This is a genomic window from Arthrobacter sp. SE2, assembly GCF_058244265.1.
In genome coordinates, this window is sequence record NZ_JBZAYA010000011.1 from 64,914 (window position 1) to 90,434 (window position 25,521).

General features: G+C 63.9%; 27 protein-coding genes and 1 pseudogene. 7 read left to right on the top strand and 21 right to left on the bottom strand.

All coding sequences use genetic code 11. The annotated features are described in order from the left end of the window. The first annotated feature begins 149 nt into the window (after positions 1-149). The 3 genes and pseudogenes from AC4CS3_RS15760 (at position 150) to AC4CS3_RS15770 (ending at position 1,737) form a co-directional block, all read left to right on the top strand. The gene (locus AC4CS3_RS15760; protein ID WP_490784254.1) at positions 150-806 is read left to right on the top strand and encodes a hypothetical protein; all 657 of its coding nucleotides are present in this window, start codon (positions 150-152) and stop codon (positions 804-806) included. A 184-nt stretch (positions 807-990) separates the two neighbouring features. After that, positions 991-1,285 (top strand): annotated as a pseudogene (locus AC4CS3_RS15765) (hypothetical protein); the annotation flags it as partial. A gap of 50 nt (positions 1,286-1,335) precedes the next feature. Beyond that, positions 1,336-1,737 carry a VOC family protein gene (locus tag AC4CS3_RS15770; RefSeq protein ID WP_490784255.1) on the top strand — a complete coding sequence of 134 codons (402 nt, stop codon included), beginning with the start codon at positions 1,336-1,338 and terminating at the stop codon, positions 1,735-1,737. Between the two features lie 44 nt (positions 1,738-1,781). On the opposite strand, the gene AC4CS3_RS15775 is transcribed toward AC4CS3_RS15770, so the two are convergent. The 18 genes from AC4CS3_RS15775 to AC4CS3_RS15860 all read right to left on the bottom strand — a co-directional run bounded on the left by AC4CS3_RS15775 (position 1,782) and on the right by AC4CS3_RS15860 (position 19,463). Further along, the gene (locus AC4CS3_RS15775) at positions 1,782-2,246 is read right to left on the bottom strand and encodes a Clp protease N-terminal domain-containing protein (protein WP_490784256.1); all 465 of its coding nucleotides are present in this window, start codon (positions 2,244-2,246) and stop codon (positions 1,782-1,784) included. A gap of 7 nt (positions 2,247-2,253) precedes the next feature. Next, complete coding sequence (locus tag AC4CS3_RS15780) at positions 2,254-2,457, bottom strand: helix-turn-helix domain-containing protein (protein WP_490784257.1); 204 nt, start codon at positions 2,455-2,457, stop codon at positions 2,254-2,256. A 31-nt stretch (positions 2,458-2,488) separates the two neighbouring features. Then, positions 2,489-3,031, bottom strand: a complete 543-nt coding sequence (locus AC4CS3_RS15785; protein ID WP_490784258.1) for a GNAT family N-acetyltransferase — start codon at positions 3,029-3,031, stop codon at positions 2,489-2,491. Beyond that, the gene (locus tag AC4CS3_RS15790) at positions 3,028-3,486 is read right to left on the bottom strand and encodes an SRPBCC family protein (RefSeq protein WP_490784259.1); all 459 of its coding nucleotides are present in this window, start codon (positions 3,484-3,486) and stop codon (positions 3,028-3,030) included. Before AC4CS3_RS15790 ends, AC4CS3_RS15785 begins: the two co-directional genes overlap by 4 nt. 112 nt (positions 3,487-3,598) lie before the next feature. Continuing rightward, positions 3,599-5,092, bottom strand: a complete 1,494-nt coding sequence (locus tag AC4CS3_RS15795; protein WP_490784260.1) for a CoA-acylating methylmalonate-semialdehyde dehydrogenase — start codon at positions 5,090-5,092, stop codon at positions 3,599-3,601. Next, complete coding sequence (locus AC4CS3_RS15800; protein WP_490784261.1) at positions 5,092-6,117, bottom strand: Gfo/Idh/MocA family protein; 1,026 nt, start codon at positions 6,115-6,117, stop codon at positions 5,092-5,094. Before AC4CS3_RS15800 ends, AC4CS3_RS15795 begins: the two co-directional genes overlap by 1 nt. Next, a complete protein-coding gene (locus tag AC4CS3_RS15805) occupies positions 6,114-7,001 on the bottom strand; it encodes a sugar phosphate isomerase/epimerase family protein (protein ID WP_490784262.1) in 888 nt (295 codons plus the stop codon). The genes AC4CS3_RS15800 and AC4CS3_RS15805 overlap by 4 nt, the downstream gene beginning before the upstream one ends. Then, complete coding sequence (locus AC4CS3_RS15810) at positions 6,998-7,777, bottom strand: SDR family oxidoreductase (RefSeq protein ID WP_490784263.1); 780 nt, start codon at positions 7,775-7,777, stop codon at positions 6,998-7,000. Before AC4CS3_RS15810 ends, AC4CS3_RS15805 begins: the two co-directional genes overlap by 4 nt. 2 nt (positions 7,778-7,779) lie before the next feature. Beyond that, the gene (iolG, locus tag AC4CS3_RS15815) at positions 7,780-8,811 is read right to left on the bottom strand and encodes an inositol 2-dehydrogenase (RefSeq protein WP_490784264.1); all 1,032 of its coding nucleotides are present in this window, start codon (positions 8,809-8,811) and stop codon (positions 7,780-7,782) included. Between the two features lie 87 nt (positions 8,812-8,898). Continuing rightward, positions 8,899-9,831, bottom strand: coding sequence for a hydroxyacid dehydrogenase (locus AC4CS3_RS15820; RefSeq protein ID WP_490784265.1), 933 nt, complete (start codon positions 9,829-9,831; stop codon positions 8,899-8,901). 89 nt (positions 9,832-9,920) lie between these two features. Next, the gene (locus AC4CS3_RS15825; RefSeq protein ID WP_490784266.1) at positions 9,921-10,937 is read right to left on the bottom strand and encodes a LacI family DNA-binding transcriptional regulator; all 1,017 of its coding nucleotides are present in this window, start codon (positions 10,935-10,937) and stop codon (positions 9,921-9,923) included. A 2-nt stretch (positions 10,938-10,939) separates the two neighbouring features. Further along, complete coding sequence (locus AC4CS3_RS15830) at positions 10,940-12,151, bottom strand: Gfo/Idh/MocA family protein (RefSeq protein WP_490784267.1); 1,212 nt, start codon at positions 12,149-12,151, stop codon at positions 10,940-10,942. A gap of 29 nt (positions 12,152-12,180) precedes the next feature. Beyond that, positions 12,181-12,978 carry an HpcH/HpaI aldolase family protein gene (locus AC4CS3_RS15835; protein ID WP_490784268.1) on the bottom strand — a complete coding sequence of 266 codons (798 nt, stop codon included), beginning with the start codon at positions 12,976-12,978 and terminating at the stop codon, positions 12,181-12,183. Further along, on the bottom strand, positions 12,975-14,924 hold the full coding sequence (iolD, locus tag AC4CS3_RS15840) for a 3D-(3,5/4)-trihydroxycyclohexane-1,2-dione acylhydrolase (decyclizing) (RefSeq protein ID WP_490784269.1): 1,950 nt from the start codon (positions 14,922-14,924) through the stop codon (positions 12,975-12,977). Before iolD ends, AC4CS3_RS15835 begins: the two co-directional genes overlap by 4 nt. A 22-nt stretch (positions 14,925-14,946) precedes the next feature. After that, the gene (locus AC4CS3_RS15845) at positions 14,947-16,377 is read right to left on the bottom strand and encodes an aldehyde dehydrogenase family protein (RefSeq protein WP_490784270.1); all 1,431 of its coding nucleotides are present in this window, start codon (positions 16,375-16,377) and stop codon (positions 14,947-14,949) included. A 31-nt stretch (positions 16,378-16,408) separates the two neighbouring features. Beyond that, positions 16,409-17,335 (bottom strand): ATP-binding cassette domain-containing protein, encoded by a 927-nt coding sequence (locus AC4CS3_RS15850; protein WP_490784271.1) that lies wholly within the window; start codon positions 17,333-17,335, stop codon positions 16,409-16,411. Positions 17,336-17,347: 12 nt separating this feature from the next. Further along, a complete protein-coding gene (locus AC4CS3_RS15855) occupies positions 17,348-18,397 on the bottom strand; it encodes an ABC transporter permease (protein WP_490784272.1) in 1,050 nt (349 codons plus the stop codon). A 70-nt stretch (positions 18,398-18,467) separates the two neighbouring features. Next, a complete protein-coding gene (locus AC4CS3_RS15860) occupies positions 18,468-19,463 on the bottom strand; it encodes a substrate-binding domain-containing protein (protein WP_490784273.1) in 996 nt (331 codons plus the stop codon). 255 nt (positions 19,464-19,718) lie between these two features. On the opposite strand from AC4CS3_RS15860, the gene AC4CS3_RS15865 reads away from it, so the two are divergent. From AC4CS3_RS15865 to AC4CS3_RS15875, 3 genes are all read left to right on the top strand, one after another. Continuing rightward, the gene (locus tag AC4CS3_RS15865) at positions 19,719-20,582 is read left to right on the top strand and encodes a sugar phosphate isomerase/epimerase family protein (RefSeq protein ID WP_490784274.1); all 864 of its coding nucleotides are present in this window, start codon (positions 19,719-19,721) and stop codon (positions 20,580-20,582) included. Continuing rightward, the gene (locus AC4CS3_RS15870; RefSeq protein WP_490784275.1) at positions 20,567-20,893 is read left to right on the top strand and encodes a hypothetical protein; all 327 of its coding nucleotides are present in this window, start codon (positions 20,567-20,569) and stop codon (positions 20,891-20,893) included. The genes AC4CS3_RS15865 and AC4CS3_RS15870 overlap by 16 nt, the downstream gene beginning before the upstream one ends. Positions 20,894-21,032: 139 nt before the next feature. Further along, positions 21,033-22,115, top strand: a complete 1,083-nt coding sequence (locus tag AC4CS3_RS15875; protein ID WP_490784276.1) for an FUSC family protein — start codon at positions 21,033-21,035, stop codon at positions 22,113-22,115. Here the strand turns inward: AC4CS3_RS15875 and AC4CS3_RS15880 are convergent. Beyond that, a complete protein-coding gene (locus AC4CS3_RS15880; RefSeq protein ID WP_490784277.1) occupies positions 22,063-22,857 on the bottom strand; it encodes an SDR family NAD(P)-dependent oxidoreductase in 795 nt (264 codons plus the stop codon). The two genes, AC4CS3_RS15875 and AC4CS3_RS15880, sit on opposite strands and share 53 nt — an antisense overlap. Positions 22,858-23,011: 154 nt before the next feature. On the opposite strand from AC4CS3_RS15880, the gene AC4CS3_RS15885 reads away from it, so the two are divergent. Beyond that, the gene (locus AC4CS3_RS15885) at positions 23,012-23,350 is read left to right on the top strand and encodes a hypothetical protein (RefSeq protein ID WP_490784278.1); all 339 of its coding nucleotides are present in this window, start codon (positions 23,012-23,014) and stop codon (positions 23,348-23,350) included. Between the two features lie 47 nt (positions 23,351-23,397). Here AC4CS3_RS15885 and AC4CS3_RS15890 read toward each other — a convergent pair whose 3' ends face one another. Together AC4CS3_RS15890 and AC4CS3_RS15895 are read right to left on the bottom strand one after the other, a co-directional pair. Continuing rightward, positions 23,398-23,784 (bottom strand): hypothetical protein, encoded by a 387-nt coding sequence (locus AC4CS3_RS15890; RefSeq protein WP_490784279.1) that lies wholly within the window; start codon positions 23,782-23,784, stop codon positions 23,398-23,400. A 15-nt stretch (positions 23,785-23,799) separates the two neighbouring features. Beyond that, positions 23,800-25,485, bottom strand: coding sequence for an EndoS/ChiA family endoglycosidase (locus tag AC4CS3_RS15895; RefSeq protein WP_490784280.1), 1,686 nt, complete (start codon positions 25,483-25,485; stop codon positions 23,800-23,802). Between the last annotated feature and the right edge of the window lie 36 nt (positions 25,486-25,521).

Here is a 25,521-nt window from a genome sequence, read left to right on the forward strand (position 1 = left end):
CCCTACTTGTAGGACTATTCGTTGCCTCGTGTGGTGATGCACCCGGGGACAAGATCCCCACACGGCAGGAGCCTGCCATCGCTGCTGTCCCCAATCCAGGAAGTGGGGATGCCATCTCTAGACCGATCGACGACTTCCTTCCGTCCGGCGTGCAGATTCTTGCTCTGGCGAAAGCACAGCAACGCGACGTAAACGAATGCCTCCAGGCGCAGGGGTCGAAAGGGCACTTCCAATGGTCATCTTCGGACGCGGAGTTGACTCACTTTATTGACGGCCAGGTCAGAGACCGCACTGTTAGGTCAGACCTGTGGGGGTACTTTGACATTGCAAATGCCCCCATGCATGGTTACAAGCGTGGCGATAGCTCTGGTGCGATTGAGTCATCTGCGGAAGGTGTACCCAAAGATCTTGCAGACCGCTGTTTGGACGAAGCAGTAAAAAGCCACTTGGGGATGGTGGCCTTCATCTTCGCGGAAAGTAAGGCTTTGATCCGCGGGGGTCCCGTGATCCCCCTTGCCGATAGTCGATATGTTCACGTTTCAAATCAGTGGTCTACTTGCATGAAAGATGCAGGATTTGAGTATAAAGACCCAATCGCCGCAATTGGTGACGTGAAGTGGCGCGAGACAGAAAAGGCGACCGCATTAGAAATCGCAGTGGCAACCGCAGATGTGCGGTGCAAAGCAGAAACCAACCTCGTCGGCTTGGGCGCAGCCGTTCAGTCGGCCTATGACCATCGATACATAAGCGAAAATGCTCCAGAGTTGAATGATTTTAAGGACAGACTTCGTCAATACTCTGACTGATGGCGCTCCAAGTTCTGACCTGGCTTGGCTCACGCGTCTTTAATTCGTGCAGGCCAGTGCTTTGACCTGCGGTGGCGTGTTCTAACCGGCGGCTTTTCACGCACTAATGGTGCGGCCTAATGTCGCTGATGTGGCTTTTGTCGGGCGGATCACGGCACACTCACGGAAACTGGCCGGCTCTTCCCACGACCTGTGGCATGTCGAGCAGTCGTTCCCGATGAGCAAGTCCGACCGCCGGGCATGCCCATGTTCCACTGCACTCGCGACGCGGTCAAGGCCCACCTGACCATCGTCTTCACGACGCTGGCCGTCGCCGGAACAGTCCAGGCGAGGACCGGGTTCGCCGTGCGTACCACCCAGACATTCGCCCCCGACATCCCACAGCGCAGCATGCCGTCCTTGATGTCATCCACAGCCTAAAACTCACGCAGCTAAGCAAGGGAGCCAAATCAGGCCTGAGAACGGCGCGGCATTCGTAGCGGAGTTGCCCGGCATTCCCGCCGGCTCCCGGCAAACGTAGACTCTGGGCATGGCTGATGTTCCAGTGGGTTCGCTGCACCACGTAGAGATTTGGGTACCCCACATCGGCCGTGCCCAGGAGGAGTGGGGGTGGCTGCTGGCTGAACTGGGCTACGAACAATTCCAGGACTGGCCCGAGGGCTGCAGCTGGAAACTCGGAGCCACGTACATCGTGATCGAACAGTCCACGGCCCTCACGGGAAGCACGCACCGCAGGACGGAGCCCGGGCTCAACCACCTCGCCTTCCATGCTGGCACCAGGGAGAACGTGGATCGGCTCCGGGAGCTCGGCGCGGACTCGGGCTGGTACGAGATGTTTGAGAGCAAATATCCGCATGCCGGCGGGGCCAACCACTACGCCGCCTATCTGGTGAATACCGACGGCTACGAGGTTGAGCTGGTTGCGGGGTAGGGGACGGGGAGGGCGACACTGCAGGCTTTCCGAAGTCAGCCAGCCTAAGACCCCGGATTTTGAAGCCCGGCCTTCAGTACCGCCGTGTCCACGCCCAGCTTATTGAGCAGGACGGCGGCCGGATCGGGTTCGTGCCGTTCCAGCAGCGCGAGCAAGAGGTGCCGCGCGCTGATCCTGGGGGCCTTCTCCCGGGTGGTCAGTACCAAGGAGTCCTGAATGACTGAGCGGGCGGCCGACGTGAAGGTGGTGCGGCTGCTTCCCTTGGGCGCGCCCAGCAGGCCGAAGTCCCCCAGCGTGATCCCCACGGCTTCCAGCGCCTGCTGGTCGAGAGCGTCGAGCTGGGCGCGGGCCGATTCCAGGTCCGTCTCCAAAGTCCGGCAGCTCTCGGGGTCGTGGAGCAATCCCAGCAGCAAATGGTCCGTGCCAATTCTGCGGTCTCCGCGGCGTTTGGCTTCCTCGGCGCCGGCATGGACAGCGGTCCTGGCTTCGCCGGCAAATCGTTCAAACATGGCAGGCTCACTTTCCGTATTTGGCGTGGACCGACTGCTTGGAGACGCCCAAAGCATCACCGATTTGCTCCCAGGACCAGCCCTGCTGCCGCGCGAGGGCTACATTGGTGGTCTCGACCTTTTCGGCCAAGCGATGCAGGGCACCCACCGCGCGGAGGCCGATTGCCGGGTCCGTCGCAGGGATGTGGGAAGTCAGCTCATCACCGTTCATTTTGTCAGTTTGAACTGACATCTTGTGCGCGTCAATACAGACTGACAGAATTCACCTGAGTGAGGATTGATCTGACGCGCCGCCGCATGGCGATCCTCGGCCATCGGCTCAGGCCCACCAAGCCCTCGCATTCCAGGATGCCCCGGAGTCCGTCGTCCAACACTTCCGGGTCCAGTTCCTCGAAACCCAGCCTGCGATAGTAGGGCGCATTCCACGGCACATCTCGAAAGGTGGTCAGGGTCAGCCACTCCAAGCCCTCGGCGTGTGCCCGCTTTTCAGCAACGTCGAGCAGCTTGCTCCCCAGCCCTCGCCGCGCATGCGATGGGTGGACACTCAACTGCTCGACGTGCGCATTACCGTCGAGGTGTTGAAGCAAGAGATAGGCCACGGGTAAGTCTGACGCGTCGGCAAACACCAAAACACTGCCGCGCGCCTGGTAGAGAGCTAGCTCCGTGACGGTCAACGGCTCGTCGTCTGCGATGGCGTCCATTCCGCAAGAACGGAATATCTCCCCGGCGGCGAATTCGATCCCGCGAAGCCGTTCCAGTTCGTCCGCGCGGGCCGCCCTGATCATGCGGCGGCACCGTTGCGGGCAAGGTATTCGTTGCGCTGTTCGATGAGGTTTTCCAGGTATCGCCCCAGGAAAGCTTTCTCCGCAAGCCTGCCCACGACACCGAAGGGCGCCGCGAACTCGACGCGATCGATCATGAGTGTGCCGCCGTCGTCGCCGGGAAGGAACTCGTGCACGTGCCGGAAGAAACGGAAGGGACCCCGCACTTGCTCGTCCGTAAACGAATCAGGGAAGCGAAACCGGGTGATGCGGCAGCTCATCCGCAGGGGCACCGCGAAATGCCAAGCCTGCCAGGTGACCTCGTCGCCTTCCGAGAGCAGCCCGGCCACGACGCCGGCAACCGCACGTTCCCGGGACTTGGCCATGGAGCCGAGGTGCGCGTCGACATTGCGGGCGAGGTCGAAGAGCTCCCCGGGCTCCATTCCGATATGCGTACGGCATGTGAACGACACAGTCATGCTTCGATCCTGCCACCGTTTCGAAACACCCGTCGACCCAACTAGCTCGCATTTGTTGTCGTTATGAGGGCTCAAAACGACAACAACTGTGAGCTAGTTGGGAGGGCTGGGCTTAGTTGGACGGGAAGTTGTACGAAGCTCCCGAGGCGTGGGTTGACTCAGGCCAGCGGGAGGTGATGACCTTGCCGCGGGTGTAGAAGGAGACGCCCTCGGGTCCGTAGATGTGCTTGTCGCCGAACAGGGAGGCCTTCCAGCCGCCGAAGGAGTAGTAGGCAACAGGAACCGGCAAAGGCACATTGATGCCGATCATGCCGACGTCCACGGAACGTTGGAACCTGCGGGCGCTGGCGCCGGAGGACGTGAAGATCGCGGTGCCGTTGCCGTACGGATTGGCATTGATCAGCTTGATGCCTTCGTCGAGGTCCTCGACCCGGACGACGACCAGGACCGGGCCGAAGATCTCCTCCGTGTAGGCGCTCATTTCGGTTTTGACGTGGTCGATCACGGTGGGGCCGACCCAGAAGCCTTCTTCGTGGCCGGGAACCACCAGGTCGCGGCCGTCCACGACCATCGCGGCGCCGGCCTGCTCCGCCTCGGTCACCGTCTTGACGATGAACTCCCGGGACTCGGGGCTGATCACGGGCCCCATGTCGGCGTCGGCTTCGGTGCCGTTCTTGACCTTGACGTCGAGGGCACGCTCCTCGACCTTCTTGACCAGCAGATCAGCGGCGTCCCCGACGGCGACCGCGACGGAGATTGCCATGCAACGCTGCCCGGCGGAACCGAACGCGGCTGCGGCCAGGTGGTCGGCGGCGTTGTCCAGGTCGGCGTCGGGCATGATGATGGCGTGGTTCTTCGCCCCGCCCAGGGCCTGGACCCGCTTGCCGTGGGCCGTTGCCACTTCAAGGATGTGCTTCGCAACAGGGGTGGAGCCCACGAAGGAGATGGCGTCCACGTCCGGGTGCGTCAGGAGACCTGAAACAACCTCGCGGTCCCCATGCAGGACCTGGAACACGCCGTCCGGCAGTCCGGCCTGCTTCCACAGCTTGGCCAACAACATGGCGGCCGAGGGAACACGGTGGGAGGGCTTGAGGATGAACGCGTTGCCGGTGGCGATCGCCATCGGCGCCATCCACAACGGCACCATCACCGGGAAATTGAACGGGGTAATGCCCGCGACGACGCCCACGGGCTCCCGGAAGGAGAACACATCGATCCCGGTGGAGACCTGGTCCGAGTATTCACCTTTGAGCAACTGCGGGATCCCGCAAGCGAACTCGATGACCTCCAGGCCGCGGCCGATCTCGCCCTTGGCGTCGTTGAGGACCTTGCCGTGTTCGGCGGTGATCAGGGCCGCGAGTTCGTCCACATGCGCGGCGACAAGCTCACGGAATTTGAACAGCACGGCAGTGCGCTTGGCCAGCGAAATGTCGCCCCAGCTCGCAGCGGCTTCCTTTGCGGCGGCGACGGTGGCGTCGAGATCAGCCAGGTTGGCCAGGCGAAGCTGGGCAGTCACGGCACCCGTGGCCGGGTTGTAGACGGGCTTGGTGCCCGTTCCGCTACCGGCAGCTTCGGCTCCGCTGATGAAGTGGTTGATGGTGGTCATTACTGCTCCTGTAGTAGGTGGTGCTCCACGGCATGTACGTCGTTGACATCCCGCGGCAAGCCAGTGGCGAGTGATTCCTGGAGCGCCAGGCGCACAGCCAGGTTCTGTTCGGTCAATTCCCTCTGGACGAGTTCGGGTCCGGAGTTGCGCACCCACGCGCTGAACCGTTCGATTTCGGTCTTGAACGGGTCTTCCCCGATATCGACAGACTCGGTCCAGCCGTCGCGGAAGGACACCGTAACGCGGGCAATTTCGCCCGGATCCGGGTCGAAGGCCTTGTCCAGGGTGATCTGGCCTTTCGTACCGATGATCTGGAACGTGTTGGTACGCGGGCCCTCGAAACCGCAGTCCAGCGTTCCCAGGACGTCCCCATAGTCCAGGATCGCCGTCATAGTGGTTTCCACCGCGTCCGTGCGGCTTGTACCTTTGCCGAAGACGGTTTGCGGCGCGCGGCCCATGACCATGTTCATGATGTCGACGGCGTAGCATCCGACGTCGTTGAGCGCACCCCCGTCCATTCCCGGCTGGAGGCGGACCTCGCCTTCGCTTCGGTCCATGACGAAGTGGAAGCGGGCGTGCATAGACACCAACTCGCCGATCTTGCCCGAGTCGATGAACTCACGGACCTTCTGGTGCTGGGGATGGAAGCGGTACATGAACGCTTCCATAAGGTTCACCCCGTTGCGTTCGCAGGCTTCCAGCACCCGGCGATAGTCGTGGGTGTTGGCGACGAGCGGCTTTTCGCAGAGGATGTCCTTTCCAGCCTCTGCGGCCGCAACAATCCAGTCGGCGTGCAACGAGTTGGGGAAAGGCAGGTAGACGGCTTCGATGCTTGGATCGGCCAGCAATTCCTCGTGTGAAGAATAGGCGGCCGGGATGCCGAAGCGCTCTGCAACTTCGGCTGCCTTTCCGCTCGGACTGCTGATGGCCGACGCAACCGCGTTCCGGGCCCGGCTCATGGCTGGCAGGAACCGACCTTGGGCGATCCGTGCCGTGGTCAGCACTCCCCAGCGGACCGCGCTCATCGGTTGATTTCCGTTTCGAGTTGACGCAGGAAGGCCACTGACTGACGGACATCCTGGACCGGGCCGTCGTCGGTAGGTTCGGCTTCGAGGATGGTGTCCTGCTCCATGGTGAACCAGCCCTCGTAACCGGCGCCCAGCAGGTCGCGGACGATTCCGGCGATGCCGACGTCGCCTTGCCCCAACGGCACATACATGCCTGCCTTGACGCCGTCGGTGTAGGAAATCTCGCCGGCCTGGACACGCTTCGCGACGGCGGTTCGCACGTCCTTCAGGTGGGTGTGGCCGATACGGGCTGCGTAGCCGCGGACGAGCAAGGCAGGATCGGTGCCACCGATGAGAAGGTGACCCGTGTCGAGGCACAAGTTCGCAGCAGTGTCGTTCAGGACCCGGTCAACATCCGAGGTGCTTTCAATCATGGTTCCCACGTGCGGGTGGACCACTGCCTGGATCCCCTTGTCCGCGGCTGCCTTGACCACGGCGTCGAGGTTCCTGCCGAACAGCTCCCAGCCTTCGGCGTCGAGCTCGTGGCGCTGGTCGTAACCTGCGACGCCGGTCTCCGCGGCGAGGACCATGACGCTGGCCCCGGCTGCTTCGTACGCGTCCAACTCGGCCGACACAACATCCAAGGGGTTCTTGGACGGATCGTGCAGGATGACTGGGAAGAATCCGCCGATGGCCTGGAGGTTGTGCCGCTTCAGCACCTCCGCGCGTTGGGCGGCCTGTTCGGGGAGGAAGCCGGCGGGGCCGAACTCGGTGGCGCTGATTCCCAGCTCCGTCATTTCGGACAAGACTCTGTCGGCCTCAAGCTGGTGGCCCCATCCCGGGACTTCACAGACGCCCCAGGAAATGGGTGCTGCAGCAAGGCGCTTGGTGATGATGCTCAATCTGATCCTCCGTATACGTTTTGGTCCCAGTCGATGACCGAGCCTGTGACAACACCGCTCCTGTCGGAGAGGAGAAAGACAATGAATTCGGCGATCTCGTCCACTTGTCCGAGCTTTCCCATGGGCACGGACGCGTTGGCCTTTTCGAGCCAGTCGACCCCTGCGCCATGGAATTTCTTCTGGGTTTCGGCTTCGCCGTCCGTGGCGGTCCAGCCGATGTCGAGCCCGTTGATGCGGATCTTGTCCCAACGGTGGGCATGCGCCGCATTGCGGGTTGCCCCGGCCAGGCCGGCTTTGGCCGCCACATACGGCGCCAAGTACGGCTGCCCGCCAAGTTCGGCGATCGAGATGACGTTCACGATGCTTCCTGGCACACCCCTGCTACAAAGATGCTTGATGGTTTCGGCCATGATGAAGAACGGCGATTTCAGGTTCACCGCGATGTGCGCGTCGAAAAGTTCGGGCGTCGTGTCCAGCATGGTGCCGCGGGTGGTCAGGCCGGCCGCATTGACCGCGCAGTCGAGTTGACCGAAGACGTTGATCGTCTCGAGCACCGAGTTCCGGGCCTGTTCGACGTCGGCAAGATCGGTCTTGATGAACCGGGTTTCGACGCCGGATGCCGCGATCTCCGCGGCGAGCCGAACACCTGAGTCTGCGTTCCGGCCTGTGACCGCAATCCCGGCTGCACCCTCGGCCGCCGCGCGTCTCGCGACTCCGGCGCCCAAACCCTGCGTGCCCCCGCTGATCAGGATGACTTTGTCCTGGAGAAGTGGCATGGCTACAGCTGCCCGATCTTGACCGAATTTTCGATCCTGACGGCGCGGCCGGAACGGGCGGACTCTTCAGCCGCGTTGGCCAAAGCGAGTGCTTGCAGTCCGTCGTCGAATCCCGGGCTGCAGGGGGTGCCTGCGCGGATGGCCTTGGCGAAGCTGTCCAACTCGTTCCGGTAAGCCTGGGCGTAACGCTCCAGGAAGAACGGCAGGTAGGCGTCCGCCTCTTCGGTGCCCGCGGCACCATACTTGCGCACCGTCGTCGGGGTGACGTTGCCCGCGCTGAGCATCCCTTCGCTGCCGAACGCTTCCAGGCGCTGGTCGTGGCCAAAGGCGCTGTGGCGGGAGTTGGTGATGGTGACGAGTTCGCCGTCGCGGCCCTTGAGGGTGATGACAACCGAGTCGAAGTCCCCGGCTTCCTCGATGTAGTCGCAGAACATGTTGGCGCCGGTGGCCGAAACTTCGATGATGTCAGGGACGAAGAAGCGGGCCATGTCGAGGTCATGGATGCTCTGGTCCCGGAAGATCCCGCCGGAGGTGGCGATGTAGGCAGCGGGCGCAGGTGCGGGATCGCGGCTGATGATGGTCAGCTGTTCGAGGCGGCCGATCTCGCCCGCTGCGACACGCGACTGGATGGCCGCGAAGTGGGGATCGAAGCGCCGGTTGAACCCGAGCATGAGGGGCGTGTTGTTGCCCTTGATCGCGTCCCGGCAAGCGAGCGCCCGCTCGATGTCGAGGTCGATCGGCTTTTCGCAGAGGGCCGCCACGCCTTGCGCCATGGCGCGCGAGATCAGGTCCACGTGCGTGCTGGTGGGCGATCCGATCACGACGGCGTCAAGGTCGCCGTTCGCGAAGACCTCGTCGGCCGACTCGACGGCGATAGCGCCGGTCCCGGCCGCCAACTTGCGCGCTCCTTCAATGAAGGGGTCGGCGATCCATGCCAATTCCAGGTCCGGGTGGGCAGCGATGTTCCGGGCGTGGACCTGCCCGATGCGGCCGGAACCGAACAGCGCGACCTTCAGGGGGCGTTCAGTGGACATGTGTGGGGTCCTTTCTAGCGGGTTGCCCGGGAAAGCCGGGCTTGGGTTGGTTCTGGATGGTGGACGGGGACGTCAACTTCAGAGCGGTCACGGCGTTGCCACCGCGGCAGGCGTGCGGCCAGCGAGGACGTCAACCGCGCCTTGGGCGGCATCCCTGATCGTGTGGGCCATGCCTTGACGGGTGAATCCCATCAGGTGTGGAGTCAGGACGACGTTTTCGTGATCGAACAATGGGTGGTGGGCGGGCGGCTCGGGATCGTACACATCCAGCCCGAGCCCGGAAAGATGGCCGGACTGCAGTGCCTCGTGGACGGCGTCGAGCTCGACGAGGCCTCCGCGGCTGCAGTTGACGAGGATCGCTCCGGGCGTCATGGCTTTGAGCCGGTCCGCGTTGATGAGGTTGTGGTTTTCCGGTGTCAGGGGCGCGTGGAGGGTGACGAAGTCGCTGCCTGCAAGGAGCTCCTCCACGGTGTCACAGCGGATCTCGGCGGGGATTTCGGCGAAAGGATCGTAGGCCAGGACCTTCAGCTCGAAGGCCTCGGCGATACGCGCCACCCGGCGGCCAATGCGGCCGTAACCGATGATGCCGAGCGTGAATCCCTCGAGGTCTCCGACGCCGACGGCGGCACGCTGCTCCCAGCGGCCCTCGCGGACCAGCGAGGTCAGTGGAGAGAGCTTCTTGACGAGCGCCAGCAGGTGGGCGAACACGCCTTCGGCCACCGAGGCGGTGTTGCTTCCGGGCGTGATGACCACCGGGATTCCGCGTCGGCTGGCTTCGGCGACGTCCACAAGGTCGGTCCCGACGCCGGTCCTGGCGATGACTTTGAGGGCGGGCATGCGATCCAACAGTTCACGGTCCACGCGGTAGGCAGCCCTGACGATCGCGGCATCGGCATTGGCCAGGTCCTCGTCGGTGGGGTCCTGGATGAGCCGCTGGTGTTCGGAGAGAAGCGGTTCCACGAGGTCTGGCTCGACGCTGCCGAGAGCGACAAAGATTTGGGGTGTGGTTATGGAAGCCATCGTCATCCTTGAAGATGTGGGTATGGGATTGCGCCGAAAATTGCGCTGTTATCGATGTTGCTGGAGGCGTTTCTAGCGGCCTGTGTGTTCTAAAGGCCGAGGAGGCTGGATTTCCGCACGACCAAGTGGGGCGTGACGGAATGGTGGACGAACCCGCTGCCTTCACCATGGATGCGTTCCAGGAGGGTCTTGGCCCCTGTGACGCCAATGGTGGAGCTGTCAGGATCGACGGTGGTCAGTCCGAGGCGCGGCATGGCACCCAGCGCGATGTTGTCATAACCGGTGACGGCTATTTCGACGCCGCGTTCATCGGCCGCTGTCATGGCACCAAAAGCGGCAAGGTCGTTGATGCAGGCCAACGCTGTGGGGCGCTGGTGCTTGGAACGGGAACTCAGTGCCCTTTGAGCGGCAACATAGCCGGACTCCTGGAAGAAGTCGGCATCGACCACATGGATGTGACGGGCCAGCCCGTGCTCTTCCATGGCCGCGGAATACCCATCCACCCGTTCCCGGCCCACCGAGCCACCAAGGCCGCCAAGGTGCACGATGTTCTCGTGTCCCTGGGCGATCAAGTGCTCAACAACCATGGACATGCCGAGGGCATCGTCGCTTCGGACGATATCGGCCGTATCGATGTAGTCCGGTCCCCCGCCCGCAAAGACCACAGCCCCGCCGGAAACGGCGCGGCTGAACGGTGCTTTGTCAGGCACGGTTCCGACGACGAGCAGGCCCGCGACCCGCAAGTCCCGGAAAGCCTGGAGGATGGACTGGTCCACTCCCCTGCCCGCCGCGGTGACCGCACTGAAGAGGACGGTGTGCCCGGCCTCTTCGAGTACGGTCCGTGCGGCGTCGGCGACGTCAAAGGCCCACGGGTTGTGCATATCGCTGACCAGCACACCGATGGTTCCACTATCCCGTGTTGCAAGCGACCGGGCTGCGAGGTTCAACTCGAAGCCCATCTCTTCGACAGCCTTGAGCACCCGCTGGCGGCGTTCGTCACTGACGCGCGGTGAGTCGCGCAGCACGAGTGAGACCAACGACTTGGAAACGCCGGCGCGTTCGGCCACGTCCATGATCGTCGGCCGCCGGGCGGATGGAGCTGCCATGGTTACGCCCGCGCTGCCGTGGTGCCGTGGATTTCCTCGATCTTCTGCCATTGACCGGACAGCGAGGACGCTTCCGCAGCGCTGACAATGGCAGCGGCTGAAGCGGCATCGTGGATGTTGGAGTTTTCCTGTGCTCCTCCAGTGACGGCGACGAGGAACTTCTTGGCCTCGATGACCTTGAGGTCGTCAAAACCCATGCTGTTGCCGGGCCCAGGTTGGAAGTGGGAGTAATCCCCATGGCGTGGGCTGGCGTTGACCGTTGTGTAGCCTTGCTCGTCGTTGTTGCGGCCGAGACAGACCTTGAGTTCGTTCATGCGCTCGAAGTCCCATTTGAGCGAGCCTTCGGTCCCATAGACCTCGATCTGGTAACCGCATTCGGGTCCAACGGCAACGCGCGAGGATTCGATGGTGCCGACGGCGCCTGCTCCGCGGGCGGACGGGCCGAAGCGGACCAGCGCTGCAGCATAGTCCTCATTCTCGACCTCTCCCATTTCACCGTTTTCGATCACCGCGAAGTGCGTCCCTGACCCCATCGCCAGCTTGGGTCGCTGCGTGTAGACCGTGCTTGTGAGCGCGGTTACCTCGGCGATGGGCCCAACTACATATTGGCACAGGTCAGTTGCGTGGCTGAACAGGTCCGCAAGCACGCCGGTGCCGGCTAGTTTCCGGTCAAAGCGCCAGGACAAGGCGCCATTGGGCTCCGACGCGTACCCGGAGAAGAACACTGCGCGGACGTTGGTGATACGGCCGAGGCGCCCGTCCGCGATGAGCTTCCTGGCGTGCTCCACCGCCGGGGCGTGGCGGTAGTTGTAGCCGATGGAGGTCACGACGCCGGCCTCCACGGCTGCTTCCTGCACGGCTGCGGTTTCCTCATAGCCGCGTCCAACAGGCTTTTCAATCCAGAAGTGCTTGCCCGCTTTGGCCGCAGCTATGCCGATTTCGGCGTGCAGGAAGTTGGGGGCGCAGATGGAAACGACATCCACGTCCGGGTGGTTCAGGACATCGTGGTAGTCGGTGGTGCCTTCCGCGAAGCCAAGGACATCGCGGGCGTAGTCCACCCGGTCCGGAGCTGTGTCCGCCGCGATGACGAGCTTGGTGGTCAAGCCAAGCTCCGGGTAAGCGTACGGGACCGTCTGGTAGGCGCGCGAGTGGAGCTTTCCCATCCATCCGACGCTGATAAGGCCTACACCGACTGTGCGGGATTCTGGGCTCACGTTCATGCCTTTCTCGTTGAAAATTCTTGTCAATTGCGGGCGGTGTCGAAGGCGTCCCGGAACGCCGCCGCCATGACGGTGGAGTCCGAGCCGATAGCTACGAACCGGAAGCCCTGGCGGACATATTTGGCTGCCGTCATGCCGTCCACCGCGAGGATGCCGGCCGCTTTGTTGTGCAGTTGCGCGGCCGAGACCACCCGCTGCAACGCCTCTTGGAAGGCATTGCTATCTAGTTGCATCGGAACACCCAAAGCGAAGGACATGTCCATCGGTCCGACGAAGAGGACATCCACGCCGTCCTGCGCCGCGAGCTCCTCCACGTGCTCCAGTGCGTCCAGGGTTTCGATCTGGATGATTCCTACGGCTGACTGCTGGTCTGCGCTCAACGGAGCCCTGTCCATGCCCCAGCGGCACGCGCGGTTGTACGTTGCCACGCCGCGGTCGCCGTAGGGCGGATACAGCATGTGCTTCACGGTCTGGCCGGCTTCCTCAACGGAGTTCAGGCGGGGCACCATGATGCCTGCCGCGCCTAGGTCCAAGACCCGGCCAATGCGGATCCGTTCCCCGCTCTCCACGCGAACAAGGGTGGGGACGCCATAGCTTCCGGCGGCGAGGACGCCGTCGCGGACGGCATCCTCGCCTCCGGAACCGTGCTCAAGATCGATCAGAACCCAGTCAGCTCCGGCAGCGGCGCAAACTTCCACCGCGGTGGCTGAAGCCATGCCAACGAAGGTTCCCAGGGTCACATCCCCGGCGGCCAAGCGTCGCCGTAGCCGACCGCCGTCGAGCGGTCCGCCGTCGTAGTTGCCGCCGCTCAAGGTGCTCATCCGAACCACCGCTGGCGGCTCTTTGCCTGCTCGTAGTCCGAGCGCAACGAACGGACCCATTCCTGTCCGGAAACCTCGGCCGGGGCTACGTCCCACCAGACGTCACCACCGGGCAAATCCACGTGGGGAACAGTGGGCACCACGATCACGACTGGTCCTTGGGTATCGCGCGTGGAGGCCAGCGCTTCCCGGACCTCTGCCGCCGTGGTCGCCCGGATAGCGAGGGCGCCCAGGCCTTCGGCGATCTGCCGGAGGTCCACCTTGAGGTAGTCGCCGTCGAGACGCGCTTTGGGTGCGTCGTCGACGGCGACGCTTCCACCGGTGGTGCGGTAGCGGAATTCGTTACCGAATTCGCGTCCCATACGGTTCATCTGCAGGCGGTGGATGACCTGGTAGCCGTGGTTTTCGGAGACAACCACCGTGACGTTGAGGCCTTCCTGGGCCGCGGTGAGGATTTCCGTAGGTGCCATGAGGAACGTGCCATCACCGATGAAGGTGACCACGCGGTTGTCGTTGTTGCCCTCAGCCAAGCGGACGCCCACGCCAGCCGCGATTTCGTAACCCATGCAGGAGAAACCGAATTCCAGGTGGCAATTGCGGTTGCCCGTGGCATCCCAGACCTTTTGCAGGTCACCGGGAGGTCCTCCGGCCGCGGCGATGATGGTGTCGCCGGAGCGGGCGTGCTCCTGCATCAGTCCGATCAGCTGCGGCTGGGTCAGGACGGCTCCCGTGACCGGCGCGTCCGGGTGGTCTTCCGGGCGGTAGGCAGTGTCGGCGTCGAGCCACTGGGACCGGATGGGCGCCCACTTCGCCTTCTCGGAATGGACTGTTTCCTGCCAGTTTTCAGCCGTGCTGTGGCCCTCCAAAGCCCGGGCAAGTGCTTCCAGGCCCAAGCGGGCGTCCGCGAGGATGCCGGTTGCGCCTTGCTTGCGGGTATCGGCGTCCACGATGTTCAAGGACGCGAAACGGACGTCCGCGTTCTCGAAGATCGACTGGGAGCCGGTGGCGAAGTCGGTGAGGCGCGTGCCGACGCTGAGGACCAGGTCGGCTTGCTTGACCAGGGTGTTGGACGCGAAGTTGCCCTCGAGCCCGACGCCGCCTACTTGCCACCATTCGTCCTTGGTCACGGCGCCCTTGCCGCCGAAGGTCTCGACGACGGGAATCCCGATCTGGCCTGCCAGCGCCTCGAGCGCCGCGTGGGCGTCGGAGTAGTGGATTCCACCGCCGGCGATAATCACGGGACGCTCGGCCGAACGGATGAGCCGGGCGACGTCGTCGACCTCTTCCAGGTCCGGCAGCGGACGCCGGATCTTCCAATCGCGCGGCAAGAAGAATTCGGCCGGGAAGTCATAGGCGTGGGATTGCACGTCCTGGGGCAGCGAAATGACCACTGCACCCGTGTCGGTGGGGCTCGTGAGCACCCGCATTGCTTGCGGGAGCGCCGTTAGCAGCTGCTCCGGGCGATTGATCCGGTCGAAGAATCGCGATACAGGCCGGAACGCGTCGTTGACCGTGGCATCAGCCTCGGTGGGGTGTTCCAGCTGCTGCAGCACCGGGCCTTGGTGCCGGGTGGCGTAGGTGTCACCGGGCAGGAGCAGCAAAGGAATCCGGTTGACCGTTGCCAGCCCAGCGGCGGTCACGAGGTTGAGCGCACCCGGGCCGATGGAGGCCGTGACCGCGAGGACAGCCTGGCGGCGGCTCGCCTTGGCATACGCTGTGGAGATGTGAGCCAGGTACTGCTCATGACGGCCTTGAATGAACGGCATGTCGTCCGCCAGTTCGTCCAGTGCCTGGCCGAGACCTGCCACGTTGCCGTGGCCGAAGATGCCGAGGGCGGCGGGGACCAAGCGGCGGCGGACGCCGTCAGCGAGCGAATACTGTGCGCAGAGGTACTTGACGACTGCTTGGGCCGTGGTGAGCCTGATGGTCTGCGATGGTGTGGTCATTGCCTTATTCCCGTTGTCGTGGTTACCAGGGGCGCCCGTGCAGGACGACCGTCTTCTCTTCGGTCATTTCCTGGACAGCAGAGCGGACGCCTTCCTTGCCGATCCCGCTGCCTTTCAAGCCGCCGTAGGGCATGAGGTCGGCCCGCCAGAGCGGCGACCAGTTGATGTGGATGTTGCCGGCGTCGATCTGCCGCATGGCCTGGACCGCTCCGCCGACGTCGCTGGTGAAGATGCCAGCGCCCAGTCCGTACTCGTTGTCGTTAGCCATCGCGATTGCACTTTCCATGTCCGGCGCGGAGGAGACGGCGACGGCGGGTCCGAACAGTTCGTTCCGGCTCAGCGCGGACCGCGGATCGACGCCGGCGACGACGGCGGGAGTCACCACGGCGCCGTCGCGGTCACCGCCGGTGAGGACCCGGGCACCGGAATGGCGGGCCTCCAGGATCGATGCGTGGACGCGTGAGGCTTCCTCTTCGGAGATCAGCGAACCAAGCCGGGTGTCCTCTTCCTTGGGGTTGCCCACGGCGATCGCTTCGACCTTCGGGACCAGCGCGTCCAGGAAGTCTTTCTCGACGCGACGGTCAACGATGACCCGCTGCACCGAAATGCACACCTGGCCGGCGTTGACGTAGCCTCCGGCAGCCACTGCGGTCGCGGCGAGTTCGAGGTCCGCGTCCGGCAGGATGATCACGGGGCACGAGGCCCCCAATTCGAGGGACAGCTTCTTCACTCCCGCGATCGAACTGATGTGGGTCCCGGTGCTGGTGGAGCCGGTGAAGGACACCTTGCGCACCCGTGGGTCGGACACCAGGACGTCGCCCAGGGAGCTGCCGGGTCCGGTGATCACGGACAGCGCCTCAGACGGCAGGCCGGCGTCGACGAAGCACTGCGCCAGCTTCAGCGCCGTCAGCGGCGTTGCGCGGGCGGGTTTAAGCACGACGGCGTTACCGGCTGCCAGCGCGGGTGCAATTTTGTGCAACACCAGCAGGGCCGGGTAGTTGAACGGGGTGATGGCGACGACGATACCCACCGGCTGGCGCAAGGTGAAGCCGATCTTGTCCAAGCCTGTCCCGGCGTTTGCGTCCAACGGAAGGGTGGATCCGTACAGCTGGCTTCCCTCATAGGCAGCGAGGCGGATGATGTTCCCGGAGCGGCTGGCCTCGCCCCGCGCCTCTGTGATGGGCTTGCCGGATTCGGCGCTAATAGTCTGGGCAATGTCCTCGGCACGTTCATCCGCCAGGGCGGCTGCGCGCAGGAGGATATCGACGCGCACGTGGGCCGGCGTTGTCCTTTGCAGGTGGGCGCCGATTTCGGCCCGGTCAAGAGCGGCTTGGGCGTCCTGGACCGTCGCTACGGGGACCGTGTCGATCGTCCGGCCGTCGAAGGGCGAGCGGACTTCCTCGGTCCTTCCGTCGGCGGCGCCGCGCCAGTTTCCGGCTATTAGCATTTCCATGGTGGCTCCATCAGGTTGTAGACGTACGCGCTTAGTGGCGCTTGGTGTTGCTTTCGTATGCCGCGTCGGTGACTTCGGCGACTTCGGCTTGGACTTCCTTGAGTGCCTCCGTGTGTCCGCCGAGTTGTTCGAGTTCGTGGGCGAGTTCGGCCAGTTCCGCGCCGCCGGCCATCTGGGCGGTGAGCTCGTCCAGGGTGATGTCCTTCTTGTCGTAGTAGCCGATCGACTTGCCGCGCTTGAGCAGCAGGAACCGGTCACCGACAGGGAAGGCGTGGTGCGGGTTGTGCGTGATGAAGATGACGCCCAGGCCGCGGTCCCGGGCCTGCAGGATGTAGCGGAGCACCACGCCGGACTGCTTCACGCCCAGCGCGGCGGTGGGTTCGTCCAGGATCAGCACCTTCGCCCCGAAGTACACGGCCCGGGCGATCGCGACGCATTGGCGTTCACCGCCGGAGAGCTGGCCGATGGGTTGTTCCACATCGCGCAGGTCGATGCCCATCTCGGCGAGTTCCTTCAGGGTGATGTCCTTCATTTTCTGGACGTCCATGGACTTGAACGGCCCGAACCCGGTGGTCAGTTCCGAGCCGAGGAAGAAGTTCCGCCAGATCGGCATCAACGGGACCACGGCCAGGTCCTGGTACACGGTGGCGATGCCGGCGTCCAGGGCGTCGCGGGGCGAGTTGAACTTCCGCTCCTCCCCCATGATCTTCAGCGTCCCGGCGTCGTGCTGGTGCAGGCCGGCGATGATCTTGATCAGCGTGGACTTGCCCGCGCCGTTGTCCCCCAGCACGCAGGTGACGCGTCCGTTGTCCACGGCCATGGTCACATCGCGCAGGGCGATGATGTTCCCGTAGTGCTTGCCCACCGCGTCCAGGGAGAGCAGGTGCACGGGGGTGTGGGTCAGCGGGTCTTTCTCATCCTTGAGCAGGGTCTGCTGGTCGATCTGTTTGGCATTCATTTCCGGGCCCTTCTACTTGAGCTCTGCGCGGCGTTTGACGATGAGGTTCACGATGGTGGCCAGGAGCAGCATCAGGCCCAGGAAGAATTTGAACCAGTCAGGGTTCCACTGCGCGTACACGATGCCCTTGTTCGCCATGCCGAAGATGAACGCGCCGATCGCCCCGCCCACGGCCGAGCCGTAACCGCCGGTGAGGAGGCAGCCGCCGATGACCGCGGCGATGATGTAGAGGAACTCGTTGCCCACGCCTTCGCCGGACTGCACTGCGTCGAAGGCGAAGAGGTTGTGCATGCCCAGGATCCAGCCGCAGAACCCGACCGCCATGAACAACCCGATCTTGGTCTTGGTCACCGGCACGCCCACGGCGCGGGCCGCGTTCGCGTCCCCGCCCACGGCGAAGATCCAGTTGCCCACCTTGGTGCGCAGCAGCACCCAGGAGGCAATCAAGACCAGGATGATCCAGAAGAACACCGTGATCTTGACCTCGACCCCGCCGATGCTGATCGAGGAGGCGAACACCGCGTGGGCCGAGTCGAACCCGTCCAGCTTGGAAATCGACGGAGAGGACACGGACCCGCCGATCAGGCGGGTCAGGGCCAGGTTCAGGCCCGTGAGCATCAGGAACGTCGCCAGAGTCACGATGAAGGACGGCAGCTTCGTCTTGACGAGGATCCACCCATTGATGAAACCGATCGCCAGGGACACCAGCAGCGCGATGACCACGCCGACCCATGCATTCATCGAGAAATACCAGCTGAAGAGGGATGCTGTCAGCGCCGAGGAGATGACGGCCACACCGGTGGAGAGGTCGAACTCGCCGCCGATCATCAACAACGACACCCCCACCGCCATGATCCCGATCGTCGAAGAACCGTAAAGGATCGTCGCCAAGGCATTCGGCTGGGTGAACGTCCCGGACACCGAAGCGAAGAAAATGAAGAGGACAACCGCCCCCACGAGGGCGCCGACTTCAGGACGGGCCATCAACTTGCTCAACGGGCTCCGCTTCGCGACCCGCTCATCCGCGGCAGTTTTGGGTGCCGGGGCAGTAACTAAAGCCATGAAATACCTTTCTTCTCCATCAGCTCGCGCGGCAAGGAAATCGTGCCGCGCGAGCTGAGCGGTCATCGGATTAGCGGATGCCCTGCTGAACGAACTTCAGCACATCGGAAATGTTGGACTTGTCGACGATCGTCGGGCCCGTGAGGACGGGCTGCCCGCCACCGATCTTGAAACCACCAAGTTTGTTCTGCCAGATTGCGTCAATGGACAAGTAGCCCTGGAGCCACGGCTGCTGGTCCACCGTGAACAGGACCTTGCCATCGTTGATCGCCTGCGCCAGCGCGGGGTTCAGGTCGAAGCTGGCTACCTTGATCGGGCTGTTGGCATCTGCCACGGCTTTGAGGATGGTCAAGGTGAAGGGAGCGCCCAACCCGATGATCACGTCAGCATCCTTGCTGGCCTGGAGCTTCGCCGTCGCAGTAGACTGCACCGCCGTCATATCGGCCCCGTTGACATACAGGATCTCGGTCCCGGGCACCTTCGTCTTCACGCCTGCGCACCGCTGTTCGAGTTGCACCTGTCCCTGTGACATGATCACGCAGATGGGGTGCTTGTAGCCCTGCGATGCCAGCTTGGCGCCGACCGCTTCGCCAGCCAGGGTCTCATTGGAACCGAAGTGGGTGAACGCCCCCATCTGCGCGGAGACGTCACCGCCGGCGTTGAAGCTCACCACCGGGATGCCGGCGTCGGTGGCCTTCTTCAGCACGTCCTTCATGGCGCCTGGGTTCGCGATAGTGACCGCGATTCCGTCAACCTTCTGGTCGATGGCCTGCTGCACCAGTTGGGACTGGCGCCCCGCGTCGGCATCACTTGTATAAAGAACCTCGACATTGTCCTTCGCGGCTGCAGACTCCGCGCCCTTGCGGACGATGTCCCAGAACGTGTCGCCAGCCTCGGCGTGGGTGATGAGCGCTACCTTGATCCGGGGAGTGCTGGCGGCTTGCCCGCCGCCACCTGCACTGCCGGTGTCAGCCGGCTTGCCGCCTCCGCTTGAGCATGCTGCCAGGGCCAGAAGCGGTACTACGGCCAGCGCTACTGCGCCCCGCCGCCAATTGAACTTTGCCACGTGAGATCTCCTTTGATGTCGCGTACTTCGACCGTCGCCCGGGTTTTCTGTGCCTTCGAAGGCAGCGGACGCCGGAACCATCTAGCTATGAACGGATGTGTTCCAACCCGCCGTGTGATCTGGATCGCTTTGTGGAACGCTCCAACGCTAAATCAAGGCTTGACCAATTGTCAATGGAGCGTTCCAATTGGATTGTGACTGAGTATCCACACCCTCACCTGCCCTAACTAGCCGCACCCCGTCGCGAGGAGAACGATGACGTACTCAACAAGCACCCCCAAACTGGTCGCATCCTGCTGGACCAGCGCGGGAAATATCGCGCCTTTGAGCAACCCTGAGACGAGCCCCGTCCCCATCGGAGAGCGCTTGGAAGCCATCGCTTCTACCGGATGGGCCGGGTTCGGGCTGGCGCACGACGACCTCGTGGCCGCGAAGGACACCATCGGCTTCTCCGGACTCCGGAAACTCGTCGAACAGGCCGGCTTCCGCCACGTCGAAGTCGAGTTGCTCAGTGACTGGTGGGACGAGTCCCGCTCCCACGAGTGGAAGCCGCAGCTCGAACTGCTCCTCGATGCCGCCGAAACACTCGGGGCGCGATTCATCAAGGTAGGAACGGCGTTCAGCGAGCCCTTGGATGATCTCGATTTCCTGGTGGAGCCGCTGCGGCGCCTGACAAAGCAAGCCTCACAAAGAGGGACGCGCATTGCCCTCGAGCCCATGCCGTTTTCGATGGTCGGCTCGATTCCCGCGGCCGCCGAACTCATGCGGACCGTTGATATGGCGGAATGCGGCCTCGTGGTTGATTACTGGCATGTCTTCCGGGCTGGAACGAGCTTGGAAGAGCTGTCCCGCAGCCTCACCGCCGAGCAGATTTTCGGGGTGGAACTCAATGACGCGGACGCGGAAATAAAGGGGACCCTCTTTGAGGACACCCGGGACAATCGCCGGCTTTGCGGAGAAGGAGACCAGGACGTCACCGGGTTCATCAAAGCGCTCCAGGCCATCGGTTTCAACGGGCCGTGGGGCGTGGAAATCCTCTCCGAGCAACACCGCAAACGTCCCGTTCGCGAAGCGCTGGAATCCGCCCGCTCGACGGCGTTGCAATGCTTCCCGGCCTGACGCGCCTTCCGGCCACGTCGGCCACGTCGGCCACGTCGGCCACGTCGGCCACGTCGGCCACGTCGGCCACGGTCAAACCGGACACCAGGAGGATGCACCTCCAGCACGACTGGGTGGCGCTACTCGGCGAAGTGATCCAGATCCGGCGCGATAACACGACAGTCCGCACCGGTCGCGTCGACGGCGTCACCCCGGATGGAGCCATCCTATGGATCGAGGGACACGGCGCCGAGCCCCGCACGATGTTCGAGCGCTGCGAAGGGTTCACCGCTTGGATCGACTACAAATGGGATTCCGGGGGATGCCGCTGACCTTGCTGCCTCACTAACGGCCGCCAGCGCGCGACGCACAAAGAAACGTTGTGACCCAGCTAATGGCGCGGATCTTGGGGTGCTGATAGCTTCCGAATGATCGGCTGAATTGATTGGTGGTGTCCCGTTGCGATCAATCTTGGCCCATGCACGCGCCCTTCATAGGATCCCGCCGGCAAGCGACGATCACCTTGCTGCCGTCCGCGTCGCATTGAGCGTCGCTGTGCCGGCACTTGTGCTTCTCGCGGTTGGCCGGGCGGACCTCATCATCTACGCCGTGTTCGGCGCACTGACCGGCATGTATGGCCGTGCCGAGTCGCATCAACTGCGGCTCAAGCACCAGGCCCAGGCCGCCGCGGTGCTCCTGACCGGCGTTTCGGTGGGCACGTTCTTGTCCGTCTCGCATATCCATTCATGGGGATTAGTAGCGGTCGAGGCAGTCCTGGCGGGCGTGGGCTCGCTGTTCTCGGACAAGGTGCGGCTCAAGCCCAACGGCCCGTTCTTCGGAATCCTGGCCCTGGGGGCATGCGCTTCCGTCCCCGCGCACATCCCCTTCCTTGCCGCGGTCCTGATCTGCGCGGCATCGGCAGCGTTCTCGATGGTGGTGGGTTTTGCGGGGTGGTTTCGGCACCGCGCCTGGGAACGCGGCGCCGTCCGGGACCTTCCGGCACCGTCGGCGCGGCTGCGCCAAGCAGCCGGGCTTCACGCCGCCCGGTATGTGCTCGCCGTCGGCGCAGCGGGAGTCTGCGGAGTGCTCACGGGCAGCGGGCACCCGCACTGGGCGATGGCTGCAGCCGCCGTTCCGCTGGCCGGAGCCGATATGCCCAGCCGGCTACACCGCGGCATCCACCGCATCGTGGGGACATTCCTCGGATTGGCGATTGTCGCCGTCGTGCTCTTTCCAGGACCGCTGTCCCCGCTGCACTATTTCCCCGGGCAAACCACCATCATCCTCGCCCTGCTGGTGATCGGCTTCCAGTTCCCCACCGAGCTGTTCATGGCTCGGCACTACGGCTGGGCCATGGTGTTCTTCACCCCGGTCATCTTGCTCATGACCCAGTTGGCGGCGCCCGCGGATCCTGGCGTGCTCGTCCTGGAACGCGGGGTGGAGACGTTCGTGGGAGCCGTGATCGGGATTGCGGTGGTGGTGCTGGTCCAGGCCCCCCGGTTTACTTCGCGGGCCCGGCCTGCTTCGCGGCGAGGCGAGGCGGACCCGAAGTAAGCTTCGCCGGCAGGAAGCGCATGACTGCGGTGATCGCTTTGTAGCGCTTCGTCGGGATGGATACCCCTTTGCCCTTGGCGTTGTCTTCCAAGCCTTCCCGGACAACGCGCTCGGCCTTCAGCCACAGGAAACGCGGAGCCACCGACTTGTCCATGCCCATCCGATCGTGGAATTCCGTGTGGGTGAAGCCCGGGCACACCGCGGTAACCTTCACACCGCTGTCCGCGTACGCAGTGTTCGCCCAACGGCTGAAGCTGACCTGCCAAGCCTTGGCAGCCGAATAACTCCCCCGGTTCGCGAACGCGGCAACGCTGGCGACGTTGATGATCCGGCCCGACTTTCGCGCCAACATGACCTCCAAGGCCGCGTGGCACAGCTCCATTGGCGTCTGGACATGCAGTCGCAAATGCCGCTTTTCGTCTTCCACATCGTTCTTCTCGAAAGTTTTCAGCAGACCGATTCCGGCATTGTTGACCAGCACGTCCACGGGCCGCGAAGCGTCCCGCAGCCTGGCCGCAACAACTGCAACCCCGACGTCGGAGGTCAAGTCTGCGGGCAGGACCTCCACCGAGATACTGAAGTCCCGTTCAAGCACCTCCGCGCTTGCCCGCAGCCGACTTTCGTCCCGGGCCACGAGGACAAGGTGGTGGCCGGATTCCGCCAGCTGGCGGGCAAATTGGGCACCGAGCCCGGCGGTAGCACCGGTGACCAAGGCAGTGAGTTCGTTGGCACGAGTTGTCATGCGCCCAGACTAGCCCCGTCGGGCCTCGAGTGGCGGGTGCCATGTCGACGGCGGTACTCGTGCGTTCCCGCTGCGCGCGGTAGAGTGCCTCAAACGTGCGCCGTAAAAGCCGCCGAGGGCGGGGCAACGGCTGCCAAACCGGGGGGAACGGACAATGGACGAGGCTCATGGCAGGATTGAATTCCGCGAAATCGACGAGCACGGGAATGCACTGGAGCATCACTTAGGCGCGGTTGAAGTACCTCAGCGCAGAGCTGCGGTGAATCCGTTCATCGTTGGGCTGTGGGTGCTGGAGCTGGCACTTGCCATAGCCATCATGGTGATCATCAATGAGGCGATGACCCCGTTCACCCCCACGCCGGGAAATACGATGCCGTTCGCGTACTTCTTGTCAACGATGACCCCGCAGCTTCTCCAGTCCGCCGCTCTGATCCTGGCGACGCTGCTGTTCTGGCACGCTTGGCAATGGCAGAAAAGGAAGGCACAAAAGTAGGCACCTACACCGCAATGGAGGCGAGTGACTAGCGAACATTGGGCGGACTACGCATCTAAGGAAATGGGCGTGATCGCGTCGTGTTCGTCCCAGAGCTTCGCCCCGGAGGCGGTCACTGCCTTGACAGCCATGGCACTGATGAGCTCCCCTGCATGGCGTTGGTCGTTTTCGGTGACGACATACGTGAAGACCAGTTCAGTTTCCCCTCCGGCAGGCACCGGGCCGAGGGTCAAGACGGACGGACCGCTCGCGTACTTCAGATCCTCCAAGCCAGCGTTGGTGAAGGATCGCAGCACAAGGGTGACATCGGTGAGCTCTTCGCCCGAATCGTTAATGATCCAGGCGGAATAGGCCAAGGTGTCGTGAGGAGCCGCGGCGGTCTTGTCTGCGAAGTGAACCAGGCGCACTCCGGTGCAGTGCAGCGAGCAGGTCAAGAAGATTCCCTTTGATCAGCCGCGACGAGCCCTGCGGTGCCAGGCAACCATCGCCCCGCCGATCGCAGCGAGCAGTGCGCCGACGCCCAACCAGCGGAACGGATCAAGCCCGCCCGTAAACGCGAGGGGAGAGCCTGGCCCCGTGCCTGTAGTGATGCCGACCCCGGTCGCCGTCACGCTGGGCGTGGCTGACGGCGTCGGGGTGACCGTCCCGGTCGCCGTCGGGGTGACCGTCCCGGTCGGCGTCGGTGTGGCCGTCGGCGTCGGCCCGGAATCCGCCACCGTGAGGGAAATGCCCGTGCAGCCCTCGCAGGCGGTCAGGTCGGCGCGCGGCGCCAAGCCGGCGACTGTCACCGAGACCCGGCCCGGAACAGGCCCCTCGGCAGCCGCCGACACCCCCTTGGATTCAGCACCGGCAGCGTTGATCCGCGCCGAAACCGTCAGGGTCGCGCTCTTACCGGCGGGCAGATCCACCGTCCACCCCGCGGCGCCATCAAATTGCTGAATCGTACCGGTCGACGCCGTGAGGCCTTCGATTGTCGCGTCGTCAACGAGGTCCCTGAGGTCCACAGCCACGATCGCGCCCGGCACGTCGACGGATCCGGCGGTCGCCGACACCGTCCACTCGACCACGTCACCCGGACCCAACTTGCTATCGTGCGCCGGAGTCGACGCCACCGCCAGCGACCAGGTGCCCTTGGGCACGACGCCCGCTGCCTTGTCCTGCACTGCGGACAGGTTCTTCATCCAAGAGAACGCGGTGGGCGTAATGGTGTTATCGCCCCAGGACTTTCCGTCGCGGTCCACAGCGTATGCGAAGAACCCGCCCTTCGGGGAGCCGCCCTCGGGCTGCCAGGTCGCGTACTGATACGCCGTGCTCCGCGGTGCCGTGGCGGGATCGTAGATGCCTTCGGCGTCACCCCAGCGCGTCGGATCCTTCTCCTCGGGGAAGGAGAAGCCGGGCAAGAACTGGCAGGAGGCGATCTTATCCACGAACGTGTTCCAGGTCCCCTGCAGCCCCCAGGTGCCGCGGCCGTAGGCCTGCAGGAGTACAAAGGAGACGTTCTGGTGCACGGCCTTGAACAGCGGGGTGTTGCCGTCCTGGTTGGTGTCGTAGATGAAGATCTTGTCGGTGCCGGACTTCGGGCCGATCAGTTTGCCGAGGGCGTTGAAAACGCCGATCGCGCGAGTGAGGTGGTCGCCCTGCGGATAGGACTCGACGTCGATGTCGATCCCGTCGAGGCCGTACGGGGTGACGAAGGTGTCGACGAGCTGCTGCGCGTAGGCGCGGTACGCGTCCTCGGTCAGCGGGATGTCGGCGTTGGCGAGCCGCTCGATCCACAGGGTGTAGACCACCTTCGTGCCCTGCGCATGCAATGCGGGCACGTAGGTGTCGCGTAGGGTGGCCCAATAGTCGGTGTTGGCCGTGGCGCCGGCGTCGAAGACCATCGCCACATCGATCTCCGGAGGGAGGTCGCTCATGCGTGTGACGTTCGGGTCGGGCAAGTCTGAGTTGGCGCTCTGCGGCACGGTGACGTCGCGCCAGGTCCGGTAGTACGCCATCGTGAGTGGCTCGGCCTCGCAATGCGTGGTGTTCCCCACGGAAGCCTTGGGGGTCTCAGCGGCGACCGCCGGCTGCGGGGCGAAGGCGGCGAGTCCGGCGAGTAGTAACCCTGCGCCGAATGCTGTTGTTCGTCTCATTGCTCTCTCTTCTTCGAAGAGGCATCTTCGAAATCC